Source organism: Acinetobacter sp. MYb10, assembly GCF_002980175.2.
Lineage (GTDB): Bacteria > Pseudomonadota > Gammaproteobacteria > Pseudomonadales > Moraxellaceae > Acinetobacter > Acinetobacter guillouiae.
Window position 1 is genome coordinate 2,511,143 of the sequence record NZ_CP058272.1, and the last position, 22,262, is coordinate 2,533,404.

The window sequence follows — 22,262 nt, forward strand, 5'->3', positions numbered from 1 at the left end:
ATGACGATCTATAGTAATTCTCCAATTACTATCGCTATTCTCAAGCTCTTTCAAGAGCTTGAGAATGACATATCCAAAAATCATAAGAATCTACCTAATGGCGCTGTAAAAGCATTTATTTTTGGTGGTTGTGCATTTCATATTCATACCAATGCTCGTGGTAGCAATGATATAGATGCTGAAATTCAGGCAATCCAGCAATTAAAGAAACACGATATAGTTTTGTTTTTAGAAAATAATGACGTTGAATATTTAGATGATAATAATCTTGAAACTAATTTAGAGTTTGATCGTAGTTTTAACACCAGCCTTGCATCTGTCGACCCTGACTATCCTGAAAGAGCGATTCCTTTAGTTGCCAATAGCATTGTTGAAGTTTATTTAGTATCCGGTTTAGATTTAGCCATTTCAAAACTTGCTCGTTTATCTGATAGAGATATCGAAGACATCAAAAAATTATACCTTAATGGTAAGTTTTCTCTTGAAGCGTTTAAAAAATCAGCGAATAATGCTGAAATGTACTATGCGACTCCTGAACAATTACACTCGAATATTCAATATATCGTGTCAATCCTTTCGGAGTTAAGAGGTTAACTCATATGATGAATCAGGTAGAGTTTGAACATGCTTTGAATACGTTGTTAAAACAACCATTATCATCGGCAACATTTAGTGAAGTGAAACCAGTTGCTGAAGCTTTACTCTATTCAGAGCTTTTACCTTCTATAACAAATAATCTAAGTACACTTGAAACACGCCGTTTAGTTTTCTTACTTGAAAAATTTAGACGCTATTCGTGTTCTAGCGTGTCTCGTAGACAACAGTTAAAGTCTTTTTCAAATGATTTGTCTTTACAGACCACTCATCTTGACTCAAGCCACTTGGTTGATCCTCTAGCGCAAAGATTTGGTTTAGATGAAGATTTAAATCATTTAAAATCACAATTACTCACACTTCAAACACGCCATTATCATCAAGAGCATGGGTAAAAATCATTTGTTCTGTTGTCTTTTACATTAGGCGACGAATACGTTCTTTGAGAATCAGGGATTCAGAGTTGGGAGCAAACCGTTTACGTTTACTTGCACAGTTACGTGACTTGTTTACAAGTGTTGCGGATATTTCGGTGTTACAGCACTAAGTAGAAATATAAATTATAACCCGCTTTCGAGCGGGTTTATTTTTAGTCTCCGCTTTCCAAAACGCATAAATAAATGAAAACATAACAATAAAAATTAACAATCTAAAACTAAATATTCCCAATACATTGTATAGACTCAATTGATCAAGTTAAGTTTAAGATCAAAAGCATATGAATTCTAAAATATTATTATCTGTACCGTTAATAGTGATCGCCCTCTCTGCCTGCTCAACCACACCCACCAATCCAAATGCTCCAACTGTTTTAGAACAACATAAAAATATCTCTGCTGAACCAAGCACAAAACATAACCTTGCCAAACTCATCAAACAAACAGACAACTGTGTCATCGAATTTACTGGCAACTTTGAAACAGGAAAAGCCACAGAACATTGGATTTTTAAAGGTGAGCAGCTCATCTCTGCATTTTCAAATGTAGATGCTGAAGTCGAAAATAAACAAACTGTTTTTGACCCAAAAGATGCTGAAAAGCTAAAAAACTTCAACTCACTTAAAAATAACTTTAAAACATCAAATCTGGAAAAATGTAATTAATCTCGGCACTTCACTTTGATACGTCGTCGAAGCTAAAAGAGCTAAATACAAAATTATTTCGCTCTTTTAGCCACATAAATCACGGGATAAATCCAAACAAGGACGCCAATGAATCCAATCGCAGCAAATATGAAACTATTTGGGAGGTAATCAGCAAACCAATAATAAATTGGATTTAAACCCAATTTAAACGAATTCATCATTGCGTAGAGCATCGCAATCATCAGCACATGAGACAAAATCAAATGCTCAATAGATAGCTGATATTTCCTAAAATATTTTGCAAAATAAAGGCTTGGAATCAAATAAATTAAAAAAACCACGCCCATCACAATCCAACTCATTATTTGATGGCTGGAAGACAATTCATCACCACAGCCGCAGGCAAAACTGGGTTTTAAACTCAATATAAAGGTGAGAAATATCAAGATTATTATATTTTTCATTATGATGATTAAACCAACAATTTAACCCAAAGCTTATGTCGTTTTTGTTTTAATAACAAGCTAGAAATTCTTACAGAAAATGCTTTTATCATCGTTCTCATATTCTTATAAGCATCAGAATTTAAAAAATAAAAATGCCCAAGTCTTCCAAACACGTCTAGTCGTAACATTCATTCACAATTCTTACACTATTGTTAAAACTCTGTAGATAAGCTGTTGCTGTTTTATCTCTAAGGCTATTTTTATACATATTTCACATTATTATAGGCAACACTCAAACTTGAACTCATTCAGGTACAGGATAAAACTAATTATGAAAATGCTTAAAACAACAGTGATCGCCACAGCACTTCTTGCCAGCTCTCCTCTTTTTGCCAATACAGATGTAAGTGCAAATGCTTCTGCTGAAGTCGGAACCAATGGAGGCATTCTAAGCAACATTGGTCAAGGTATCCATAACACAGCAGATAAAGTAGGTAATGGTCTCGAAAAAGGTGTTGATAAAACCCGTGAAGTGTCTAAAGACGCTTGGGATGGCACTAAGAATACTGCTGCTAAAGTAGGTACAGGTCTCGAAAAAGGTGTCGATAAAACCCGTGATGTGTCTAAAGATGCGTGGGATGGCACTAAAAATGTAGCTGATAAAGTCGGGACAGGTGTTGAAAAAGGTGTCGATAAAACCCGTGATGTATCTAAAGATGCATGGGACGGCACTAAACATGCTGCTGATAAAGTCGGGACTGGTGTGGAAACAGGCATAGACAAAGGTAAAGTTGCGACGAAAGGTGCGTGGGAAAATACCAAAAAACTAAGTTCTGAAGCGGGTCACAACACCAAAGAAGCAGCTGTTAAAGTAAAAGACAAAACCAAATCAGCGACAAGTAAAACTTGGCAGAAAACCAAGGATTTAGTTAAACCAAAACCAGCAAATACAGGTGCAAAAGTAAATTCACAAACCCATGTGAAAACACCAGTAGGTAGCGCTAAAGTCGCCGTATCTACAGACGCTAAAGTTGCTACAAAATAATTTAGATTTAATGCCCATTTAAAAAAGCTCACTTAGGTGAGCTTTTCTTATATATCTACTAGTAATTTGGTATGCAATGTATACATATGTTTTCTTGCTGTAGGATTTTTCTTTCCATTTTACTTTTTATCTAAATAAAACAGTATGATAATCCCAATTAGCACTGAGCGAATCGCTACAATCATCATAAAGGGATCAAAACATCATGAAGATGATCAAAAGTCTATGTGTGATCACTGCAATACTTGCAACACCATCACTCTATGCGCAAACCAATACTCAAAATCAAACCCAGCCATATGGTGATAATCCAAATATTTTTAAAGTATTGGCACATAAGACCGGTGAAGCTGTACAGAATACCGCTGAAAAAGTAGGTGATGCGACCGAAAAAGGGATTCAAAAAATTAAACCGTCTTTGGATGAAACCATTGAAAATACCAAAAAATATACCACTGAAAAAGCCACTGAGGCTCGTGATAGTACTCGCCAAGGCATAGATACTGCGGTAAAAAAAGTTGAGCAAACCAAAGATCGAGTGATGGGTAAAACCAATTTAAATGTTCCGATTGAACAAGGCAGCTTAAGTCAATCTTCGACCACACCCAATACGACGAATACTGTAACTGCTGCAACTACAGCAAACGTTCAAAATACGCCGATCACCACACAACCTGTTCAACCCGCAGTTCAAAATCAATTACCCAACAATGGGCAAGAAGAACCTGAAATTAAAAAACAGTCATTACCAATCGAAAACCAAGAGCGTGATGTCAACACCAATAACACAGGTTCAAAAGATACCAACTCAAGCAATACGCAAAGTTCAACAGATGATGAGGTTGGTGTACCAAGATAAGCAGCTAAACACACTTAATCCGTCGCTCTCCACACCTTGCGCTACCTATGCTCAAGGTGATAGCAGTAAACGCATATAGCTATTTAACGGTGTTTTTTAATTGCGCCTTTTTTCATTGTGCTTTTTCACTCGGCTCTTTAGCCATTCACCTGACGAATCACTTTCCCCTGCTTAAATGCCTCAACATTTTCAAGCATTTGATTCACAATACCTTGACGTGCATCTACACTACCCCACGCACTATGCGGTGTGATAATCAGGTTTGGAATATCTTGTGCAAGTAAAACATTACCTTGTGTCGGTGGTTCAACAGAAAGCACATCTGTTGCCGCACCTGCAATTTTGCCTTGTCTTAATGCATCGGCCAAAGCCTGTTCATTAACGATACCACCGCGGGCACAATTGATTAAAAATGCAGATTTTTTCATCTTATCAAAGGCTTGGCTATCAATTAAATCACGTGTTTCATCTGTTAGAGGACAATGCAGAGAAAGAAAATCGACTTGCGCAAGCAATTCGGCAAAAGGTATTCGATCCTTATGCGTTGGTCGATTGGGTAATGATGCGACCAAAATTTTCATCCCAAAAGCTTCTGCCAACTTGGCAACCGCTTGACCAAGCTCACCATAACCAATGATGCCAAGAGTTTTCCCAGATAATTCAACAATTGGAAAATCCAGTAAGCAGAAAATTGGCGATTTGTTCCATTCGCCTTGTTTAACTGCATGCTCATATTTGAGTAAAGATGTTGCTAATGCCAACATTAACGTCAGTGTATGCTGTGCAACTGCAGATGTGCCATAGCCCTGACAATTACACACCACAATACCTTTTGATCGTGCAAAATCTAAATCAATATTGTTGGTCCCCGTGGCCGAAATCAAAATTAATTTTAAATTTTTACATTGCTCCATCGTCTCAGCATTCACAATCACTTTGTTGCTGATCACCACGTCTACATGTTGAATGCGTGCTAGAACTTGCTCTGCTGTGGTCGATGGATAAAGTATTAAGTCATCAAAAGCTGCTTTTAGCTGACGAAAATCCAAATCCTGTTTATCTAAAGATTCATAATCTAAAAATACAGCTTTCATTGCTTTTCCTTAATGATAGAGAGCCAATTTTACTTACGAAGCCGATGCTTCTGAAAAACCAAAAGAATTATTCTTTAAAGCCAATAAGTATGCATTGGTCATACGGTAGGCCTCTTGAATGATGGCTTCAGAAATATAGCTTTCGTTGTAATAACCATGCTTCATACAAGTAAAAACCAATTCCATCAAAATCGTCAATGTATCAGGCTCCTGTGGTACATATTCATCCACTTTAATCATTTCCAATGCTTTTCGGACACCATGACTGACTTTTTTTAATTCTATTTGGTATTCCAGATAAGCTTGTCGGGTAAAAGGTCCACTTAAAATCAACAAGCTCGCCGTTTCAGATTCATTAAAATATTTGGCTGTGGTACGAATCATACTCTCTGAGAGTAACTGTCCGTATACTTCTATGGGTGCATTTGGGTTTTCCGTCAACACTCGAACAGCAGCTTGTCCGAGTTGTTTGACTAAATCGTTTAAATGCGTCAGTGCAATATGACGAAAAATATCGTATTTCGTCGGAAAGAACTGATAAATACTGGTCCGTGGAACACCAGATGCATTGGCAATTTCAGGAATCGAAATCTTTTCAATTCCAATGGATAACAGTAACTCTTGCGTGGTTGCCAGCATCTTATCCATTCTTTTTTGGGAACGTTCTTGTTTTGGTTGGCTCACCTTTTTCGTCATTTTTTTTAAAACTGACGTTGACGTTATTTTAATCATCAGATAATCTCTCATAAAACCCAACAAATGTTGGTTTTAAAAACTTCCTTGTAGTACTACAAAAATATAGAGGAAACCGGAGATGAATTTACCCCTTTCCGATGTACAAATGTCCATACAAAGCAAAACTAAACTTTTTGCTGATCCAGAAGATGAACAACGTAGCCACCGAATTCGTAAAACAATTTTGGAAGCTGGAAATCAATTACGCGAACGTCATCCTTGGCTGGTTCAGCACCAAGACCAAATTGGCCTAGCCATCCTTGTAACAGCTGTAACAGGGATTATTTTCAATATAACACAATACACTCGTGGGAAAATGCCTTGGTATGTGGCAATTCCGCTTTCTGCATTTTGGATGTCGCTCTTACATGAACTAGAGCATGATCTTATTCACCAAATGTATTACCGTAAAAACAAAAAAATCAATGATGCCATGTTGGCAGCCGTTTACGCCTTTCGCCCAAGTACCGTGAACCCATGGATACGTCGCGAGGTACATCTACATCATCACAAATCATCGGGTACCAAAACAGATTTAGAAGAACGCGGTATTAACAATGGTGATCAATGGGGCTTAAAACGTTTGCTGATGACTGGTGACAATATGTTGGCGATCTATTTACGCCCCATCACCATGATGAAAACCACCAAGCGTTTTATTCATGCTCAAAAGCATTTATCCCAAGCAGATAAACTCAAATTAAAAGCAAAACTTTCTGCGAGTTATGCACCCTTTGGACATATTCATTATGCCTTATGGCATGGTTTCTTATTGATCAATGCTGCCAAATTGGCAATGAAAGCCACAGGCATAGCACAACCTAAAAATAGCTTATGGAGACTTGCAGACAAAACCACAAAGTTTTATGCCGTAAGCATTGCAGCACCAAATTTTTTACGCACTTTAAGCCTGCATTTTACCAGTTCCAATATGCATTATTATGGCGATGTTGAAGATGGCAATATCGTTCAGCAGTGTCAGGTCTGGACAGATTGGCGAATGAAACCTTTACAAGCCTTTTGTTTTAACTTTGCTGGTACACATGCCATTCACCATTTTGTTGTACGTGATCCATTTTATATTCGTCAAGCCATTGCCCAAGACTGCTATCCAGTGATGCAAGAAAATGGGGTTCGTTTTAATGACTTTGGAACGTTTAAACGAGCGAATCGTAGATTCTAAAATTTATAATTTTTTATTTATAACTTTTGAGTTAATGGAGGCCTCTGGTATGGGGTCTTGTTTTATATTTTAAAACACCTGATTACGCCTTATAGTGAGTTAAACAATCAGCTAAAAAGACCGCACAATGAATAGGACAGCTTATCCGTCACTTATGCTCGCTCTGCTTTGTTTTGGCTTATATTCACCAGCCTATGCAAAAGCATATATTTTACAATCGATTAATAACTTGGATGAAGCAGAGTTTAGAAGTTCTGAGGGAAATGAATTCAAACTGATTAAATTAAATCGAGGTTGTCGTATTCAAGCTCGATATTATTTGGAGATGGAAAATCGTGTGTTTAATTATACCTTCCTTCATCAACCACCCATGAAGCAAAAACTACTCCATGCCACGCAAAAAACCTTCCGTTATCACTATAGAGACGGTGAAGAAGGTTCTCTGGCAGCAGTGACTGATGTTTATCAACATTCTAGCGAAGTCTATAAAGTCAGTGATTTAGACGTTCAAAATGAATTTAAAAAATATACAGCTTTATTTCCAATCGCCTATTTAAAGCAGTGTAACTAAAGCTGTATCTGTCTATTTAAATGGCTCAAATGTCAAATCGTTAGACAGCAAATGGTGTTTCAGCTCAACCGCTGACTTTAAGCAACCTTAAAGTGACAAAACTCATTTAAGCTTTCATCATCAAAACTCACCAAACCTTGAATATCACAACTCATATAAAAGTTTTTATAGGTCAATACATAAAAGTCAGTGGTTTTTTTAATCACAATTGGATTCATATCCAAAGATAACGCTTCATCTTGCTTAAATAATTTGGTTACACGGCGATCATTCATACAGATCAAATAGGTCTGCTTTTTGATCTCGACTTGTGCCAAACCATTGTTTTCAACATGCAATGGAATAATGTATTTGCCATTCACATCAATTACTTGTTGATCATAGCTTTCTAGCTTTTGTGTGATCACGTTAAATACTAAAATATTGCCAAAACTGTCTTGTAGCTGCGTTTTATCTTCAAAAGCAAAATTGACTTGAATACCCAGTTTCTGCAAATCTTGCTCATCCACTCGCTTATTGGTCAATAAAATACGCGTAATGGTCTGCTTTAAACTGGCATCAAAGAAAGTACTATCCAGTTGAATATCTGTACCTTTTAGAATTTTACCCAAAGCTTCGTTATGTGTCCCCAATAAGTGAGCAATCACACTTCGATAATAAAATTTGCTGTTTTTCTTTACTTCACGAATCTGCTTATAAAAATAAGTTTGATCGTATTCACGTTCAATAAAATCATGTAGTAGCGCAGAGTTGGCTAAAACTGCAATCGCATCATGACCAGTATACGGTAAATGTAACGTATGCAATTGAGGGATCAATGGCTTAATTTTTAAATAATGTTCTTTATCATTTTCAAAATAAGGATCATAAACAATGATATATTCACAGTCTGCAACGATGTCTTGTGCCTGAATACGCATATCCGCATTTAATTCAGCATCATAGAAATCTGTATAACGCTTGTCCTCAACCTCTAAAGGATCGATTGAATATTGTGGAACCATGGCAACCACTCGATTCATTTTTAAAGCTTTGGCATATTTGATTGCCGCGTAGCCACCCATTGAACCGCCATAACCCACGATATTTTTAAATTGTTTTAAAATGGGATCTAAGTGCTCTAACAATGCAGCCATGCTTGAGGCAGGAAACCAAGACTTCTGTTTTGGCATAATCCCGACCACAGCATAGTTATATTTCATCAAAGACTTTTCAGCATTGATGGAAAGTCCTTTGGCTCTAGAAATCAAGTCACCAAATGACAGGACTAAAGTGTCAGAATCGCCTTGTAAATAGATTGCTCTAATATGATCATCTTCAAAAATTATTTGCTTATCCATTCGCACACCGAGCACTAGCTCTATCATTGGCTGAAATTAAATAAATAGGCGCTTGCCTATTGATTGCTTCAAGTGTCATATTTTATAGAGTCTAGTCAGATAAAAAAGCGCAAAATATGACACATTCCCTACATCCTGCTGCTCAAAAAGGCTTCAGTACTGCTGCTGAACTTTATCAACAAGTCAGACCCAATTATCCACAAGACGTGGTCAAATGGTTAAAAGAAGATTTAGCTCTAGGCCCAGATTCAAGCGTTGTTGACTTAGGTGCAGGTACTGGAAAATTTCTCCCTTACCTCAAACAAGCAACGCCCAATATTATTGCTGTCGAGCCCGTCACAGAAATGTTGGAACAATTGAAAATAGTACATCCTGATGTACAAACGCTTCAAGCAAAGAGTGATCAAATTCCGTTAGAATCTGAAAGTATTGATGCTGTTTTGTGCGCCCAGTCATTTCACTGGTTTGCCAATATTGAAACCTTGAATGAAATTCACCACATTTTAAAACCTGAGGGTCATCTTGGTTTGGTCTGGAACCAGCGCGATGAGACGATAGACTGGGTTAAAGCATTGGCAGATCTGCTCGCGACGATCGAAGGAGACACACCACGTTACCATAGTGGGCAATGGAAATTGGCGTTTGAAAATCAATTTTTATTCCAACTTGAAACAGCCAAAGTCTTTTCACAAGTACAAACTGGAACCGTGGAAAACGTGGTCAGTAAGCGCTTATTATCCACCAGTTTTATTGCAGCGATGCCAGAACAAGAGCAACTCGCGCTGAAACACAAATTCGAACATATTGTCTTGGAATATACGGGTAAACATGCGCAAGATGAAATAGACTTCCCTTATGTCACCTATGTTTATAACTTTAGGAAACTGCGCTAATCGAAACGCTTTAATGAGGAATGTTTATCATGAATTTAATACTTCGCCCTTTACTCCTTTCAGGTTTACTTACATCCGTCGTTTTCATGGCAGCATGTTCTCCTAAAGATAGCCCACAGCAAAACAATTCATCTGAACCTAAAGACGCCTCTCAAGAGATCATGGATCAATTGAAAACCAAACCGATTAAAAGCTTTCCAAGTACACCCGATGATGCTCACGATATTGCATTACTTGAAGAATATGATCAGAAATTTACCGAAAATAATAATGCTTTAGAAGCTGACCTTAAAAAACGTGCAGCTGAAGATACGCTGACCTACGAAATTGATCAGCAACTCAAACGTGATAGCATTGAATCTGCGTTGAATATGCTTAAACAACTGGATCTAAAAACTGAACAAGGTCGCTATATTCAAGGTTTAATTTATCAATTTTGGGAAAATCAAGCCAAAATCTATGACGAGAATAAACTGTCTAAAGACGGTCAATCTAAAAATTCAGCTGATGATGTAAAAGGTATGGGGGGTATGTTCACAGCCAAAGATCAACTCGATCACTGGAAACAATTGACCGATAAAAAATAAAAAACTAATGCTTTAATCTTCTCTTGTGCTAGATCAAATGGCACAAGAGAAGAAACGCTGATCATGTTTGAACCAGTACAATTAAAGTGAAATCCTAAGAAACCCGAATACGACAACGCCATTGTTGATCAGGTTGTTTTGAAGATTCCCATGAACGAACATGCACCAATTCAATATAATCTTGTCCTGGTTTTTCAGCTTTAAAACGGAAAGTCTTGGTGCCACCGACACCCACTGCTCCCTCTTCATTATCATTTTGCAAATAGGTTTCTTCTGTTTTAAATATTTTAAGTGGTTGTAATAACTGCCATTGGTAACCTGTGCTTGGGTTTTCAGGTGCATTGAATACAAGCACTTCACCTACTTTCATATCCATCAAAGTTGGGCACTTTTGTTTCAGTGTATACTCATGTGTTTTACCTTCCACTGTAGGACTTGAACTTTGACAAGCGACTAAGCCCAAACTGCAAACCAACAAAGTAAAACCCACTAAACCTTTCATTTATCACACTCTTTATGATTCAAACTGGCTAAAATTATAGCAAACCTTATCATCTTCTCTGATGTGGCTCAATTTGAATTTAGATATTTTGCTTTTCCAACCACTGAATAGAATTCACTCGAATCAGTTTACACGCCCCATCACCAACACCATTCCAATCCAAAGCAGATTTCCACACCAAATCTTTATCATTCACTTGAACCAAATCACCAGTTAAACGAACTAAATCGCCACGCTTTACCTGTTTGATTTGTTGAGCAATTTCAGGATTAGCGGGAATAATATGCATATTACTGACCAATTGAGTTGCCAATTGAGCAGGAATTGGTGGTCGAGCCATTTTCCAATTTAAGAAACGATCATATTGATTGATCGAAATCTGGCGGGCAATTTCAGGCTCAGTAAATAAACCGCGAGTTACCGCATAATCAATTGGAGAAAATTTTGCTTGCTCATCATCCTTATATTCTTTTGAACCGAGGATCCGAAACTCCCCATGAAAGGGTTCCAAAACAGAAATTTTCTGATGTTGGTCGATTGGTGCTAAACCATTGGCAATATTAAATGCTGGATTGGCTTTTGAAACTTTAGAAGAATCAGTGGATTGAAAAGCATAGACCTGAAAAGCACTCAGTGCCATCAACGCTGCACAGACTAACTTTTTACTCATATCATGCTCCTCAAACCACACTTAAAAATTGTACAAAATCTATAATCCTAGTATTAATATAAAAACTTAAAATAAAAATCGAGTTTCGGTAACAAAATACAGAGATTTCGTCCTATTTTTGTCTTATATTCAAAACAGGCTTTGGTTAGAATTTAGCTTATATCCATATAATTGCATACAATGATGATTTATAAATTTTACCAACAACGTATTTTCCCGCATTTGCTTAATCAGGTGATGCAAACACCAAGCATGATGGATGGACGTGCAGAATTACTTGGAAAAGTTCGAGGTGAAGTCTTAGAAATTGGTTTTGGCACAGGTTTAAACCTGCCATTTTACCAAGAGGTTGATCAAGTTTATGCGCTTGAGCCAAACCGAGATGTCTATCAACTTGCTCAAAAACGGGTATTTGATGCACCTTTTCATGTACAACACATTCAAGCCAGCGCAGAAAAGCTGCCTTTTGCAGATCATTCAGTCGAAAATATCGTCAGTACATGGACCATGTGTAGCATTGCCAATTTAGACAAAGCCATTCAAGAAATTTATCGCGTTTTAAAACCTCAAGGGACACTGCATCTAATTGAACACGTTCAATATCATGACAATAACACCTTAAAAAAACTGCAAGATCTTTTAACACCTATACAAAAAGTTATTGCTGATGGATGTCACTTAAACCGTAATATCGAACTTGAACTTTTAAACGCCAATTTTAAGTTTTCTGAAAAATATTATTTTGATGCTGAGGATCTGCCAAAAATTGGACGGCGTATGTTTATGGCCAGAGCACACAAGCTCTAAGCTTGCGCCATTGAATAGATAAATTTAATAGAAAATTTGATAGAGAAATTTTAACCTCACTCAATCCTTGTTAAAAACAAGATCGTTTCGCCTTTCACCCACAATTTAAAAACAGTGTCCTTTTCACTTGATCTAAAGCAAAGTCGAAAAGGACCTTGGTTTTTGATTTAGGCTAAAAATCTACACACCCGATGCAACAACACTTCAACCTTCTAATCTTCAAAATCAATCCGAATCGTTTCAAAGCGGACTCGTCCGTCTTGAATTGCTTGGGCAATCGCTTGTTGCCCTTTGGTCAAACGTGCCCCACCACTCTTAATATCAATCAACACCACTTCAATATCTTCAGCCAAACCTTCACCATCTCGAAAATCGGTATAGCCATCAAACACGACATAATCAATAGGATCACCTAAAAACTTGGCATCACTGGGTAAATAACGAAACTCAGGCATGATTGGTGCAAGTTGTTCCGCCATTTTGCCTTTCAGCACAGCACGACTGGTATTTACACTACGCTTTTGTGCGCTTGCTAAAGCCTGCTGATGCTCTAATTCCAACTCAGCAATATACTGCTCATACTCTGCTTTGATTTTGCCATTACGCGTACTTGATAACACGATTGTGGTTAAAACGATGCCAATACATGCACCAATTAACATCGCCATCCAGATGGACATGCTTTTTCCTTTAACTCGATATCTTGCACAATGTAAACAACTACTAAAGTTTTGTCATGTATAACCTATATGCTAAAAATTAATGCTAAAGTAAGGTGAAGGTTAGCTTACAGACTTAATTGATCAATCATGAAAACAATACTTGTTGCAAATTTGAAAGGCGGTTGTGGGAAAACGATTACGGCAATAACATTAGCGACGGCGCTTGCACAAAAAGGCTATAAAGTGGCCTTGGCTGATGCAGATGGACAAAAATCTGCACTGCAATGGTTAAAGCAACGTCCTGACACTGCAGCAACAATTCAAAGTCTGGATTGGCGTCATGAAAAATCAATTGGAGATGCACCTAAAAACTTAGATTATTTAGTGATTGATGCACCAGGTGCTTTAACTGGTGAACATGCTGAACAACTGATTAGTGAGTGCCATGCTGTAGTCACTCCGTTACAACCCTCTTTTTTTGATATCGACAGTACCCGACGTTTCCTTAAACACATCCAAGACATTAAAAAAATTCGTAAAGGTAAAGTTTCTGTATATCTGGTTGCCAATCGAATGAAAGCCAACAGCTCAAGCTCGAAAGATATTCAGCAATTCTTTGATAAAATCGAACAAAAACCTGTTGCATGGATATCTGAACGTACTGCCTATAGCCAATTGGCGATGCAAGGTCTAAATGTTTTTGATAAAACCCAAAAGAACTTTTTAACCATTCAAGAACAATGGCAACCCTTACTTGATGCTTTAATAGACGATCCAAGCGATTGGTTCTAAAACCAATTCAATAAAGATCAAATAAATTGTGCTTAAAATTTGCCACACTTTATTTTTCAGTTAATATTGAGTCAATCACTCACAATTTTTAGAGTAATTAGTGCAAGAATTCACTTCGAACTTACAACGTATCTTATTGTTTGGATTATTGTTCATCCTTATTTTTTTGGGTTACGATATTCTCAAATACTTCATTGTACCTGTGTTATGGGCATGTATTATCGCCTATATGACTTGGCCAATGTACAAACGCATCTTAAGAATGTTTGGTTCGAATCGACCAACCCTCAGTGCATCACTCATGATTACACTGGTGGTTTTGGTGGTTGGAATTCCACTGACTTTTGCTATTTTTATTTTACAACATGAAGGACGAAATCTTTATTTCGACCTACAACGCCAATTATCTTCAGGTCATTTGACTGTTCCAGACTTTATCCGTGAACTCCCCATTATTGGAAAAGAAGTCAGCCGTACCGTACGTGAAATTAATGCCGATCCTACCAGCCTTTCGCAAACCATTGGTCTGTGGATTCAAGGCCATATGAACTATGGTAAATTCGTCCTGAACGAAATTACCAAGAATTTGGTTAAGCTGGGTTTTGCAATCATGTCTTTATTCTTCTTCTATCGAGATGGTCAAACCATTTTGGAACAAGTCAGTAAAGCCTTACAAATGTTAATTGGCCCACGTATTCACCATTATCTTGACACCATTTCTGAAACAACCCGTGCTGTGGTTTATGGTGTTGGTTTAACTGCGGTTGCTCAAGCATTTCTTGCTGGTGTGAGTTATTTTGTTGCCGGTGTTCCAAATCCAATGGTACTCACCATTGTGACTTTCTTGATGGCACTGATTCCATTCGGCCCTCCTGTTGCTTATGGTGCAGTTTCATTATGGCTGTTTTCACAAGGTCAAACCATGGAAGCAATTGGTGTAATGGCTTGGGGTGTTTGTATTGTCAGTACTGCTGATAATGTGATTCGACCTTTGGTTATTTCAGGTGCAACCAAGATTCCGTTCTTGTTGATCATGTTTGGTGTACTTGGTGGATTAGCAAGTTTTGGACTGGTTGGACTGTTTATTGGCCCTGTCATTCTTGCAATTCTTTTGGCCATTTGGCGTGAGTGGTTACATGAAACCACTGAGCCAGAAATCCTAATGCCAGATGCCACGATGGCCTATGACATTGATGATGATCAGCCTACAAAACCTTAGCCCAATTCAGGCAAGTGACAATTAAAATTTCAATATTTGAAATCGTATATTCGCGAATAAGCTTTAATTGGCGAATATACCTTGTCTAACGATCTATATATCGCAGATATTCTGCGTAATTATTTTGTTTATTTATTTTTAGTCAGCATAATCAATGCCAATCAAATTTACTGTTAAATAAATTCATACAATCAGACATTTAATTCACATTGTTTATCAGGCCGTGCTTTGTTTGAATAGTGACTAATCATAATCAAATACTTTGGATGCGTTCGATGACATCTACTTTCTTTAAAACTTCTATACTTTGTACATGTATCGCACTTTTTACAGCGGCATGTAGTACAACAACGGTCAAACCTAAGCTTAAAACACCATTACAAACAGTGGATATGCATGCGGTCTCTGCACAAGGCATTGGTGCAAAAATTGGTACAGTAAGCTTGCAAGATTCTCCAAATGGTTTAACCATCAACACCCAACTTAGCCAATTACCTTCTGGTTATCATGGTTTCCATATTCATGAAAAAGGCTCATGTGCACCTGCTGAAAAAGACGGAAAAATGGGCGCGGCTTTAGCTGCGGGTGGTCATTTCAATCCGCAAAAAACTGGACATGGCACCCCCAATGATGGACATATGGGCGATTTACCTGTACTCAATGTAGATTCAAATGGTAATGCCAAAACAACCTTAATTGCACCACGTCTAAAACTGGCCGATATTCAAGGCTTAGCTATTATGATTCATGCGGGTGGCGATAATTATTCAGATCATCCAAAACCACTGGGTGGCGGTGGGGATCGTATTGCATGTGGTGTGATTCAATAATTTAAATCATTAGGGGCTGTAGGCCTTTCATAAATGGTTTATAGCCGTAAACATAGACGAATTGTCAACAGACCCAAATTGTGGATAAGTATGCGCTTATCCACATTGTCTTTATTTCAGATGCGAAAGCGCATAACGACGGCAATGTTCCAAATAACCTGCCTCATGTACACTCATCAATTCAACAATACTACGCCATAGCCAAAATGGCGCATCAATGGTTTTTGATTGATTGCGTTTTAGCTCTTTCACCCAAGCATTACGTACTGAATCATCCATCTGTCGAGCATGTGCACGACCAATGACAAAAGCCAAATAGAAAGCTAAATCTTTGGCTTCAACTTCATTGACCCCTTCTATTTCGAGTTTTAAATCTTGTGGTAATAACTCTCGAATAAAAACCGAAGTATCTAAGAACTTGCTTGCTCGCATCCGCTCCCCTAAAAAGGGTGATAAGTGTCTTGCACCTTCAACAATTCTTGCTGCATTGTCTTTTGGCATCGGTGTATTTGAATAGCGTGGTGCAAGTGCTGTTGTGGCTTCTTTCAGATCCATTAAACATAGGCCTTTCCCATCTCTGACAATATGATTCGATGAATCCATCAGTACGATATAGCGCAATAAGCCTAAAGAACTGCACCCTTTAACCCAATATGCTGAATCGATGACTTTCAACTGAGCTGATTGATCACGCTGACCAATCATTGTGACCAAGTCTTGAATATCGGGCTGATTAAAAACACGATGAATTTCGAGATGTTCTTTTTTCAATAAGGGCCAAAATTTCTTCCCCAAGGTTATTTCTGGCGTTAAACCTTCTAAACGCTCTCTTGCTAAATTTTTCCAGGTTCGCTTAAGTGCTTTTTGCATCGCACTATGCACAAGTACTGGTCGCTGTAATTTATCAATCCCTCGACCATTATGTGCTAGGGCATTCACATAACCTGCATACAACGCTTCAATCATCTGCGCGGTGACCACACCGGGTAAATCTGAACTACGCACAGCTGTGGCTAAGGATAACCCTAAACGGATAACATCATTGGCAGGATTACCAATCACAGTTTGATCTAGGTCACGAATTTCAATATCAATTTTACCCTCAGCATTGGCAACAGGGCCCAAATTCCCAGTATGACAATCTCCACAAATCCAAATCGCTGGCCCCTGTGGGATCGAACTTATTTCAGCTTGCTTCAACCAATCATAATATTTGGCCGTATTGCCACGTACATAGGCATGGATCGAACCCGCCATTTTTAAATTACGACGTTCTGTTAATTCAGCATTGCGATAACGAGGTTGTTTTATTTCAGTGTTTTGCTGGTTTGACATTTTTACTATTTTTAAGTATTTGATCGCTTATTCTGAGTTTTTTTAAGCATTTAAGTAAGGGTTAAACTGTATACAAAATGTTGAATATTACCGTTTATTTTTTACATTTCTATATGCAATAAATCGTGTCGCCTTTTCAGAAATGAGTAAAATATTGAAACGCCCAAGCCACTGAATTGACACTGTGAATAGTTATCAGCAAATCTTTCAAAATATAAAATCAAATTCAACTTTGATTTATTGCCTACAGATTTTGATTGTTTTAACTGGAACAACGCTTGGGCTGTATTTTCTAGGTTATGAACAGCTCATTGTTCCAATTACGCTTGGTGCAATTGCAACAGCACTCACAGATTTTGATGACCGACTGAGTATTCGTTTAAGAAATCTTGGCTTGGTTTGTGTGCTATTTTTTACTGTGAGTAGTATTTTAGATTTTTTACATCCCTATAAACTTTTATTTTTAATTTACTTATCTCTGTCCAGCGCAGCTTTTATCTTAATGGGGGCATTGGGGCAACGCTACGCCACCATTTCATTTGGTACCGTGCTCTTGTCAATCTATACCATGTTTGGCTTGGGTGAATATACTGAGTGGTATCAACAGCCCAGTTATTTTGTCATGGGCACATTATGGTATGGCTTGACCTCTATCATTTTCTATCTACTGAAACCGACACAGGCTGTACAAGACAACTTATCCAATAGCTTCAATCTTCTTTCCGAGCTGTTGATGTCAAAAGCAAAACTGTTTGATCCTGATAATGTCGACAATGTTGAGCAACTTTTATATGATCTTTCTTTGCAAAACAGTCAGTTGGTACAAAACTTAAACCAAACCAAAGCCTCATTACTGACCCGATTAAAAGCCTCTCGTGCCAATAAAAACACCATTTACTGGCTCAATTTATATTTTCTGGCTCAAGATATTCATGAACAAGTTACGTCCAATTATTTGCACTATGAAAAGATTCACCAGAACTTTAGCCGCACAGATTTAATATATCGCATTCAAAAGAACGTACGTTTGCAGGCGCGTAATTGTCAGCAACTTGCCGAGGCAATTTTAAAGCGCCAAATCTTTCAAACACATACAGACAACAATATTGCTTTAGCCCATTTAGAAAACTCAATGCAGGAATGGATTCAACACAACCCACATAATTTAGAAGTAAAAAACTTACTGTTGGTATTAAACAATCTGAAAAATGTGCAAGATCAATTTGTTAACCTGAGTATTGAACAACGTAACTATCAACAAAGTTATAGCCAACATCGAGATAATCTCAATTTATTGGATGATGATATCCATGATCTACCAGACCTTTGGCTCAAGATTAAACAACATTTAACCCCAAATTCTGCATTATTTCGCCATGCCGTGCGTATCGCGTTTGTGTTTGCTGTGGGCTATACCATTTCGCTACTGCCCTTTGCCAAAAACGGCTATTGGATTTTACTTACCAGTTTATTTGTATGCCAAATTAGTTATTTTGCCACCAAAAGTCGTTTAAAACTGCGCACGCTAGGGACTGTATTAGGGGTACTTTTGGGTATTCCGATTTTATACTTTGTCCCCAGTATTGAAGGCCAATTGCTCCTTACCATTATTTTTGGGGTGTACTTTTTCTACTTACGCTCAAAGAAATATGCCATGGCGACTTTAATGGCAACGCTAATGGTCTTGTTGATCTTTAATTTAAAAGGCGCAGGCTATGCCATTATTTTACCGCGCATTATCGACACCCTCTTGGGGTGTTTAATCGCATGGTTTGCGGTCAGTTTTATTTGGCCAGACTGGAACTTCCGTGATATTTCCAACAATATCCGGAAAAGCAGTAAAGCAACCTTAGACTATTTCGATGCGGTTGTTGAACAATATCAACAAGGCCGTACCAACAGTATTGATTATCGTAAAGCACGTCGAGCGGCACATAATGCACAGATTGAATTATCCACGATGATTTCCAGTTTAAGTGCTGAGCCCAATCCAAATCCGGATTTAATTCACAATGCCTTTAGATACTTGGTCTATAGCCATAGCCAGCTCAGTTATGTTTCAGCTTTAGGTAGCCATCGTGAACATGTATATGATCAGCAGATTTTAGATTTGATGTTATGGTGCAAACATACCTTAACTGATGTTTTGCTTAACCAAACCGCTGTAAATGAAGCCTTAATTGAAACAAAGCTCACTGAAATTCAGCACATCAGTGATCAAGAAAATTTGTCAGATAATTTACTTTTGGTGCTTAAACAAATCAGTTTATTATTGGAAACCTTACCTGAGTTGTTAAAACTAAAAACAACCTTACTTCGATTAGAAATTAAATAGCAAGAATGACCAGACATTTAGAGGCTTCACATGAAACTTAAACATTGCCTAGCGTTTTTATTCTCTGCATTGACTATCGGTGCTGCGCCCAATGCTTTTGCAGATTCTCAATTTAATCAAGACTTACAGCAATTTTTAGAGTGTAAAAAGACACTTAAAAATTATTATGCCTTAGGTTTTGAATTTGAGGATGATCTGAAAAAGAATGGCTGGATCAAACAAGGTGAAGAATATAGCTATGTCAGTAAAGTTCCCATTACGGTATTCGGTCAATCTACAGATCAAATTAGTTTGGTTTCTGGTGGAATGTTGGCTGTTTTAAGAAATGCGGATACCAAAGACCTCGCTAAAAAGTTTCAAATCACGCAAAATCCGTTCTTTAAAGATATGCCATATTTTTCAGGAGAGAAAGTTGTAAAAACAGATCTTGAGACCAAAGAAACCGAAAAATCTTTGCGTAAACTGACTTTGGCTGAATCGAATCCCGTTGTAGATGAAGGTGAACACAAAACCTATATCGGGTGTGTTTATATCACTGAATTTGAACAGCAACAGCAGGACGCTGCAATCAAAGCTTTACAATAATCGATCTTAAATATTGGGCTATATCTGGTCTGGAGACTAAAAACTTATTCTCAAGAACGATCTTTCATCTATTTAAATCAATCGATTTTATTTACTATTTTTTTCAAATCGTTTAGATAATTCGGTTAGACTCAAGCTTCATTCTCATTTGACTAAGTGACCATGAATATCAAATCTTTACGTATTGTTGGTTTTCTTGAAGGTATTTCCTTTCTCCTTCTTCTCTTTATTGCGATGCCTTTGAAATATATTTGGGATATGCCTATTTATGTGAAATATATTGGCATGGGACATGGTGTGTTATTTCTTGCTTTTCTTGCAGTGTTATTGATTGTCTGTGGAAAACAGAAGTGGTCCATTCACATGTTTATTTTAGGTTTAATTGCTTCAATTTTACCTTTTGGGCCTTTTGTTTTTGATCATAAATTAAAAGCATTACAACAGCCTTAACCTGTTTATTTAAGAAGCAAAGCTCCCTCCCCTTTTACAAGGAGAGGGAAACTCAAGTGAGCTTAAAACTCACCATTTACTTTACGTTGCTGCATAATTGTTTTTAATAATCCACGTGGAATAGTGAACCACAAAGCAATTAACGCAAAACATGACAACGCATAAGCCCAGAGATGAAAATGCTCATACAGAATTCGAATCAGTTCAATCACAAAGAAGAAAGTGAACATCATCAACACTGAAACAGCAGCAGCGACAGTGCCTTTAGAAACTTCAGATGACATTAACGCAAAACGATAAAGCACTGAAAAACTAATTCCTTCACCAAAGCTGACTAAGGTCATGCCTAAAATAACGCAATGAAGAAAATATTCGCGCCAAATGATTCCAACCACCACAATTGCGGTACCTAAAAGCATCAAAGGTAAACCAATCAAAACTGTTTTACCCAGTGGCAAACGATCAATCACTTTAATCAGCACAATATTACCTAGAATCAACCCACCCAATACAGGGAATTGCGCCAGACCATATTGCATACTACTGAGTCCCAGTTCCTCAACCAACATCACTGGAGACAATGCGATCCATAGCATCAAAGGCATCGCCACCATTGGCAAGCCGAGGGTCATGCCCATGAACGTTTTATTTTTCAAGACTTGCATATAATCATCCCAAATATAACTCAACGGTTTTTTGGGAATACTGCTTGTACGTGCTGGCATCTTGGCTTTTAGACCAAACCAACTCAGAAAAGCTAAAAAGGCAATCGCAATAAATCCCCAGTGCCATGACACATGATCAATCAGAAATGCGCCGACAACAGGGCCAATCAAAGGGGCAAGCAAAGAAATATTTGCCATCAGTGCCATGACTTTAATGGCATCACGCTCTTCAAAGGTTTCTTGAATCGCAGCATAACCCACTGCTGCGATCACAGATAAACCAAAACCTTGCAAGAATCTTAAAACAAGAAAACTTTCAATATTGTGGGTGAGTAAAATTAATAAACAGGTGATGACAAAGAATGCAACACCTGACAATAACACTTTCTTACGTCCTAATCGGTCAGACAAAGGTCCGAGTATCCCTGCGACGCATGCCCCGCCGAGGAGATAAAATGACATAGATGATGGTGCCCATGCACTGCTCACACCAAATTCTTTGGTGATTGCGAGCATCGCAGGCTGAACCAAATCATTACCGATATAAACTGAAAATTCAAATAACACCAACGCCAATGGAAACATAAGCGTAGCGCGACTCAAACTTGCAGTTTGTTCTTTTTGCACTAAATTTTGCATTATTTTCTACATATCTTTATTGGCTTGCATTGCTCACACTACTTTTTAAAGATAAGCGTTCGCCCAATGACAAGCACTGAAATATAAATATTAAATTGTGGAATTTACGTTGAATAAAGGCAGTTCAACACCGTATTCACAAGGTGTCTAATTCAATAGGTAAAGTAATTGCTGAAACTATATTTGTGAGATTTATAACTTGACCCGATTTATGAGAAAGCTCATAGAGGTACACACAGGGTTAAGTTTTACTAGTCTAACACAGACAAATTTCCAGTGAAAGTTGAACATTTATTATTCTTAAGCTACTCTAAATGCTGTATAAGCGGATATAAATAAT

At 37.7% G+C, this 22,262-nt stretch carries 25 protein-coding genes and 1 pseudogene; 17 read left to right on the forward strand and 9 right to left on the reverse strand.

Annotated features, from left to right (window positions below):
* From CQZ96_RS11675 to CQZ96_RS11685, 4 genes and pseudogenes are all read left to right on the forward strand, one after another.
* On the forward strand, positions 1-594 hold the full coding sequence (locus tag CQZ96_RS11675) for a DUF6036 family nucleotidyltransferase (RefSeq protein ID WP_105714011.1): 594 nt from the start codon (positions 1-3) through the stop codon (positions 592-594).
* Between the two features lie 5 nt (positions 595-599).
* Positions 600-989 (forward strand): hypothetical protein, encoded by a 390-nt coding sequence (locus CQZ96_RS11680; protein ID WP_004718187.1) that lies wholly within the window; start codon positions 600-602, stop codon positions 987-989.
* 59 nt (positions 990-1,048) lie between these two features.
* Positions 1,049-1,141: pseudogene (locus CQZ96_RS21910) on the forward strand (hypothetical protein); the annotation flags it as partial.
* 171 nt (positions 1,142-1,312) lie between these two features.
* Complete coding sequence (locus tag CQZ96_RS11685) at positions 1,313-1,696, forward strand: hypothetical protein (protein ID WP_105714012.1); 384 nt, start codon at positions 1,313-1,315, stop codon at positions 1,694-1,696.
* Between the two features lie 53 nt (positions 1,697-1,749).
* Here the strand turns inward: CQZ96_RS11685 and CQZ96_RS11690 are convergent, their stop codons facing one another.
* On the reverse strand, positions 1,750-2,142 hold the full coding sequence (locus CQZ96_RS11690; RefSeq protein WP_056516777.1) for a hypothetical protein: 393 nt from the start codon (positions 2,140-2,142) through the stop codon (positions 1,750-1,752).
* A 313-nt stretch (positions 2,143-2,455) separates the two neighbouring features.
* Here CQZ96_RS11690 and CQZ96_RS11695 point away from each other — a divergent pair, with 313 nt between their 5' ends.
* Positions 2,456-3,169 (forward strand): hypothetical protein, encoded by a 714-nt coding sequence (locus CQZ96_RS11695; RefSeq protein WP_105714013.1) that lies wholly within the window; start codon positions 2,456-2,458, stop codon positions 3,167-3,169.
* A gap of 205 nt (positions 3,170-3,374) precedes the next feature.
* On the forward strand, positions 3,375-4,028 hold the full coding sequence (locus CQZ96_RS11700; RefSeq protein ID WP_105714014.1) for a hypothetical protein: 654 nt from the start codon (positions 3,375-3,377) through the stop codon (positions 4,026-4,028).
* Positions 4,029-4,165: 137 nt separating this feature from the next.
* On the opposite strand, the gene CQZ96_RS11705 is transcribed toward CQZ96_RS11700, so the two are convergent.
* Both CQZ96_RS11705 and CQZ96_RS11710 read right to left on the reverse strand, forming a co-directional pair.
* On the reverse strand, positions 4,166-5,122 hold the full coding sequence (locus tag CQZ96_RS11705) for a 2-hydroxyacid dehydrogenase (protein ID WP_105714015.1): 957 nt from the start codon (positions 5,120-5,122) through the stop codon (positions 4,166-4,168).
* Between the two features lie 33 nt (positions 5,123-5,155).
* A complete protein-coding gene (locus tag CQZ96_RS11710) occupies positions 5,156-5,854 on the reverse strand; it encodes a TetR/AcrR family transcriptional regulator (protein ID WP_105714016.1) in 699 nt (232 codons plus the stop codon).
* Positions 5,855-5,936: 82 nt separating this feature from the next.
* On the opposite strand from CQZ96_RS11710, the gene CQZ96_RS11715 reads away from it, so the two are divergent.
* On the forward strand, positions 5,937-7,040 hold the full coding sequence (locus CQZ96_RS11715; RefSeq protein ID WP_096732826.1) for a fatty acid desaturase: 1,104 nt from the start codon (positions 5,937-5,939) through the stop codon (positions 7,038-7,040).
* Between the two features lie 127 nt (positions 7,041-7,167).
* Positions 7,168-7,611 carry a hypothetical protein gene (locus CQZ96_RS11720; RefSeq protein ID WP_105714017.1) on the forward strand — a complete coding sequence of 148 codons (444 nt, stop codon included), beginning with the start codon at positions 7,168-7,170 and terminating at the stop codon, positions 7,609-7,611.
* A 77-nt stretch (positions 7,612-7,688) separates the two neighbouring features.
* Here CQZ96_RS11720 and CQZ96_RS11725 read toward each other — a convergent pair whose 3' ends face one another.
* Positions 7,689-8,978 (reverse strand): hypothetical protein, encoded by a 1,290-nt coding sequence (locus tag CQZ96_RS11725; protein ID WP_004818705.1) that lies wholly within the window; start codon positions 8,976-8,978, stop codon positions 7,689-7,691.
* An 89-nt stretch (positions 8,979-9,067) separates the two neighbouring features.
* Here CQZ96_RS11725 and CQZ96_RS11730 point away from each other — a divergent pair, with 89 nt between their 5' ends.
* The gene (locus tag CQZ96_RS11730; protein WP_105714018.1) at positions 9,068-9,844 is read left to right on the forward strand and encodes a class I SAM-dependent methyltransferase; all 777 of its coding nucleotides are present in this window, start codon (positions 9,068-9,070) and stop codon (positions 9,842-9,844) included.
* A 29-nt stretch (positions 9,845-9,873) separates the two neighbouring features.
* Positions 9,874-10,431, forward strand: a complete 558-nt coding sequence (locus CQZ96_RS11735) for a hypothetical protein (protein ID WP_004718211.1) — start codon at positions 9,874-9,876, stop codon at positions 10,429-10,431.
* A gap of 94 nt (positions 10,432-10,525) precedes the next feature.
* Here the strand turns inward: CQZ96_RS11735 and CQZ96_RS11740 are convergent, their stop codons facing one another.
* Both CQZ96_RS11740 and CQZ96_RS11745 read right to left on the reverse strand, forming a co-directional pair.
* On the reverse strand, positions 10,526-10,933 hold the full coding sequence (locus CQZ96_RS11740; protein ID WP_004718213.1) for a protease inhibitor I42 family protein: 408 nt from the start codon (positions 10,931-10,933) through the stop codon (positions 10,526-10,528).
* Positions 10,934-11,012: 79 nt separating this feature from the next.
* Positions 11,013-11,603: a hypothetical protein gene (locus tag CQZ96_RS11745; protein ID WP_004718214.1), complete on the reverse strand. Its 591-nt coding sequence runs from the start codon at positions 11,601-11,603 to the stop codon at positions 11,013-11,015.
* Positions 11,604-11,786: 183 nt separating this feature from the next.
* Here CQZ96_RS11745 and CQZ96_RS11750 point away from each other — a divergent pair, with 183 nt between their 5' ends.
* A complete protein-coding gene (locus CQZ96_RS11750; protein ID WP_004718217.1) occupies positions 11,787-12,410 on the forward strand; it encodes a class I SAM-dependent methyltransferase in 624 nt (207 codons plus the stop codon).
* A gap of 212 nt (positions 12,411-12,622) precedes the next feature.
* Here the strand turns inward: CQZ96_RS11750 and CQZ96_RS11755 are convergent, their stop codons facing one another.
* Positions 12,623-13,090 carry a Holliday junction resolvase-like protein gene (locus CQZ96_RS11755; RefSeq protein ID WP_004718219.1) on the reverse strand — a complete coding sequence of 156 codons (468 nt, stop codon included), beginning with the start codon at positions 13,088-13,090 and terminating at the stop codon, positions 12,623-12,625.
* Positions 13,091-13,219: 129 nt separating this feature from the next.
* Here CQZ96_RS11755 and CQZ96_RS11760 point away from each other — a divergent pair, with 129 nt between their 5' ends.
* From CQZ96_RS11760 to sodC, 3 genes are all read left to right on the forward strand, one after another.
* Entirely contained in the window at positions 13,220-13,864 is a 645-nt protein-coding gene (locus CQZ96_RS11760) for a ParA family protein (RefSeq protein ID WP_004718222.1), read from the forward strand.
* Between the two features lie 100 nt (positions 13,865-13,964).
* Positions 13,965-15,083, forward strand: coding sequence for an AI-2E family transporter (locus CQZ96_RS11765; protein ID WP_004718224.1), 1,119 nt, complete (start codon positions 13,965-13,967; stop codon positions 15,081-15,083).
* A 275-nt stretch (positions 15,084-15,358) separates the two neighbouring features.
* Positions 15,359-15,913 carry a superoxide dismutase family protein gene (gene sodC / locus CQZ96_RS11770; protein ID WP_004718225.1) on the forward strand — a complete coding sequence of 185 codons (555 nt, stop codon included), beginning with the start codon at positions 15,359-15,361 and terminating at the stop codon, positions 15,911-15,913.
* 111 nt (positions 15,914-16,024) lie between these two features.
* On the opposite strand, the gene CQZ96_RS11775 is transcribed toward sodC, so the two are convergent.
* Positions 16,025-17,248 carry a DUF2252 family protein gene (locus tag CQZ96_RS11775; protein ID WP_105714019.1) on the reverse strand — a complete coding sequence of 408 codons (1,224 nt, stop codon included), beginning with the start codon at positions 17,246-17,248 and terminating at the stop codon, positions 16,025-16,027.
* 184 nt (positions 17,249-17,432) lie between these two features.
* Here CQZ96_RS11775 and yccS point away from each other — a divergent pair, with 184 nt between their 5' ends.
* From yccS to CQZ96_RS11790, 3 genes are all read left to right on the forward strand, one after another.
* A complete protein-coding gene (yccS, locus tag CQZ96_RS11780) occupies positions 17,433-19,583 on the forward strand; it encodes a YccS family putative transporter (RefSeq protein WP_105714020.1) in 2,151 nt (716 codons plus the stop codon).
* 30 nt (positions 19,584-19,613) lie between these two features.
* Entirely contained in the window at positions 19,614-20,168 is a 555-nt protein-coding gene (locus CQZ96_RS11785) for a hypothetical protein (protein WP_105714021.1), read from the forward strand.
* A 162-nt stretch (positions 20,169-20,330) separates the two neighbouring features.
* Positions 20,331-20,618: a DUF3817 domain-containing protein gene (locus CQZ96_RS11790; protein WP_034615366.1), complete on the forward strand. Its 288-nt coding sequence runs from the start codon at positions 20,331-20,333 to the stop codon at positions 20,616-20,618.
* A 62-nt stretch (positions 20,619-20,680) separates the two neighbouring features.
* Here the strand turns inward: CQZ96_RS11790 and CQZ96_RS11795 are convergent, their stop codons facing one another.
* Positions 20,681-21,922, reverse strand: a complete 1,242-nt coding sequence (locus CQZ96_RS11795) for an MFS transporter (RefSeq protein WP_004818687.1) — start codon at positions 21,920-21,922, stop codon at positions 20,681-20,683.
* Between the last annotated feature and the right edge of the window lie 340 nt (positions 21,923-22,262).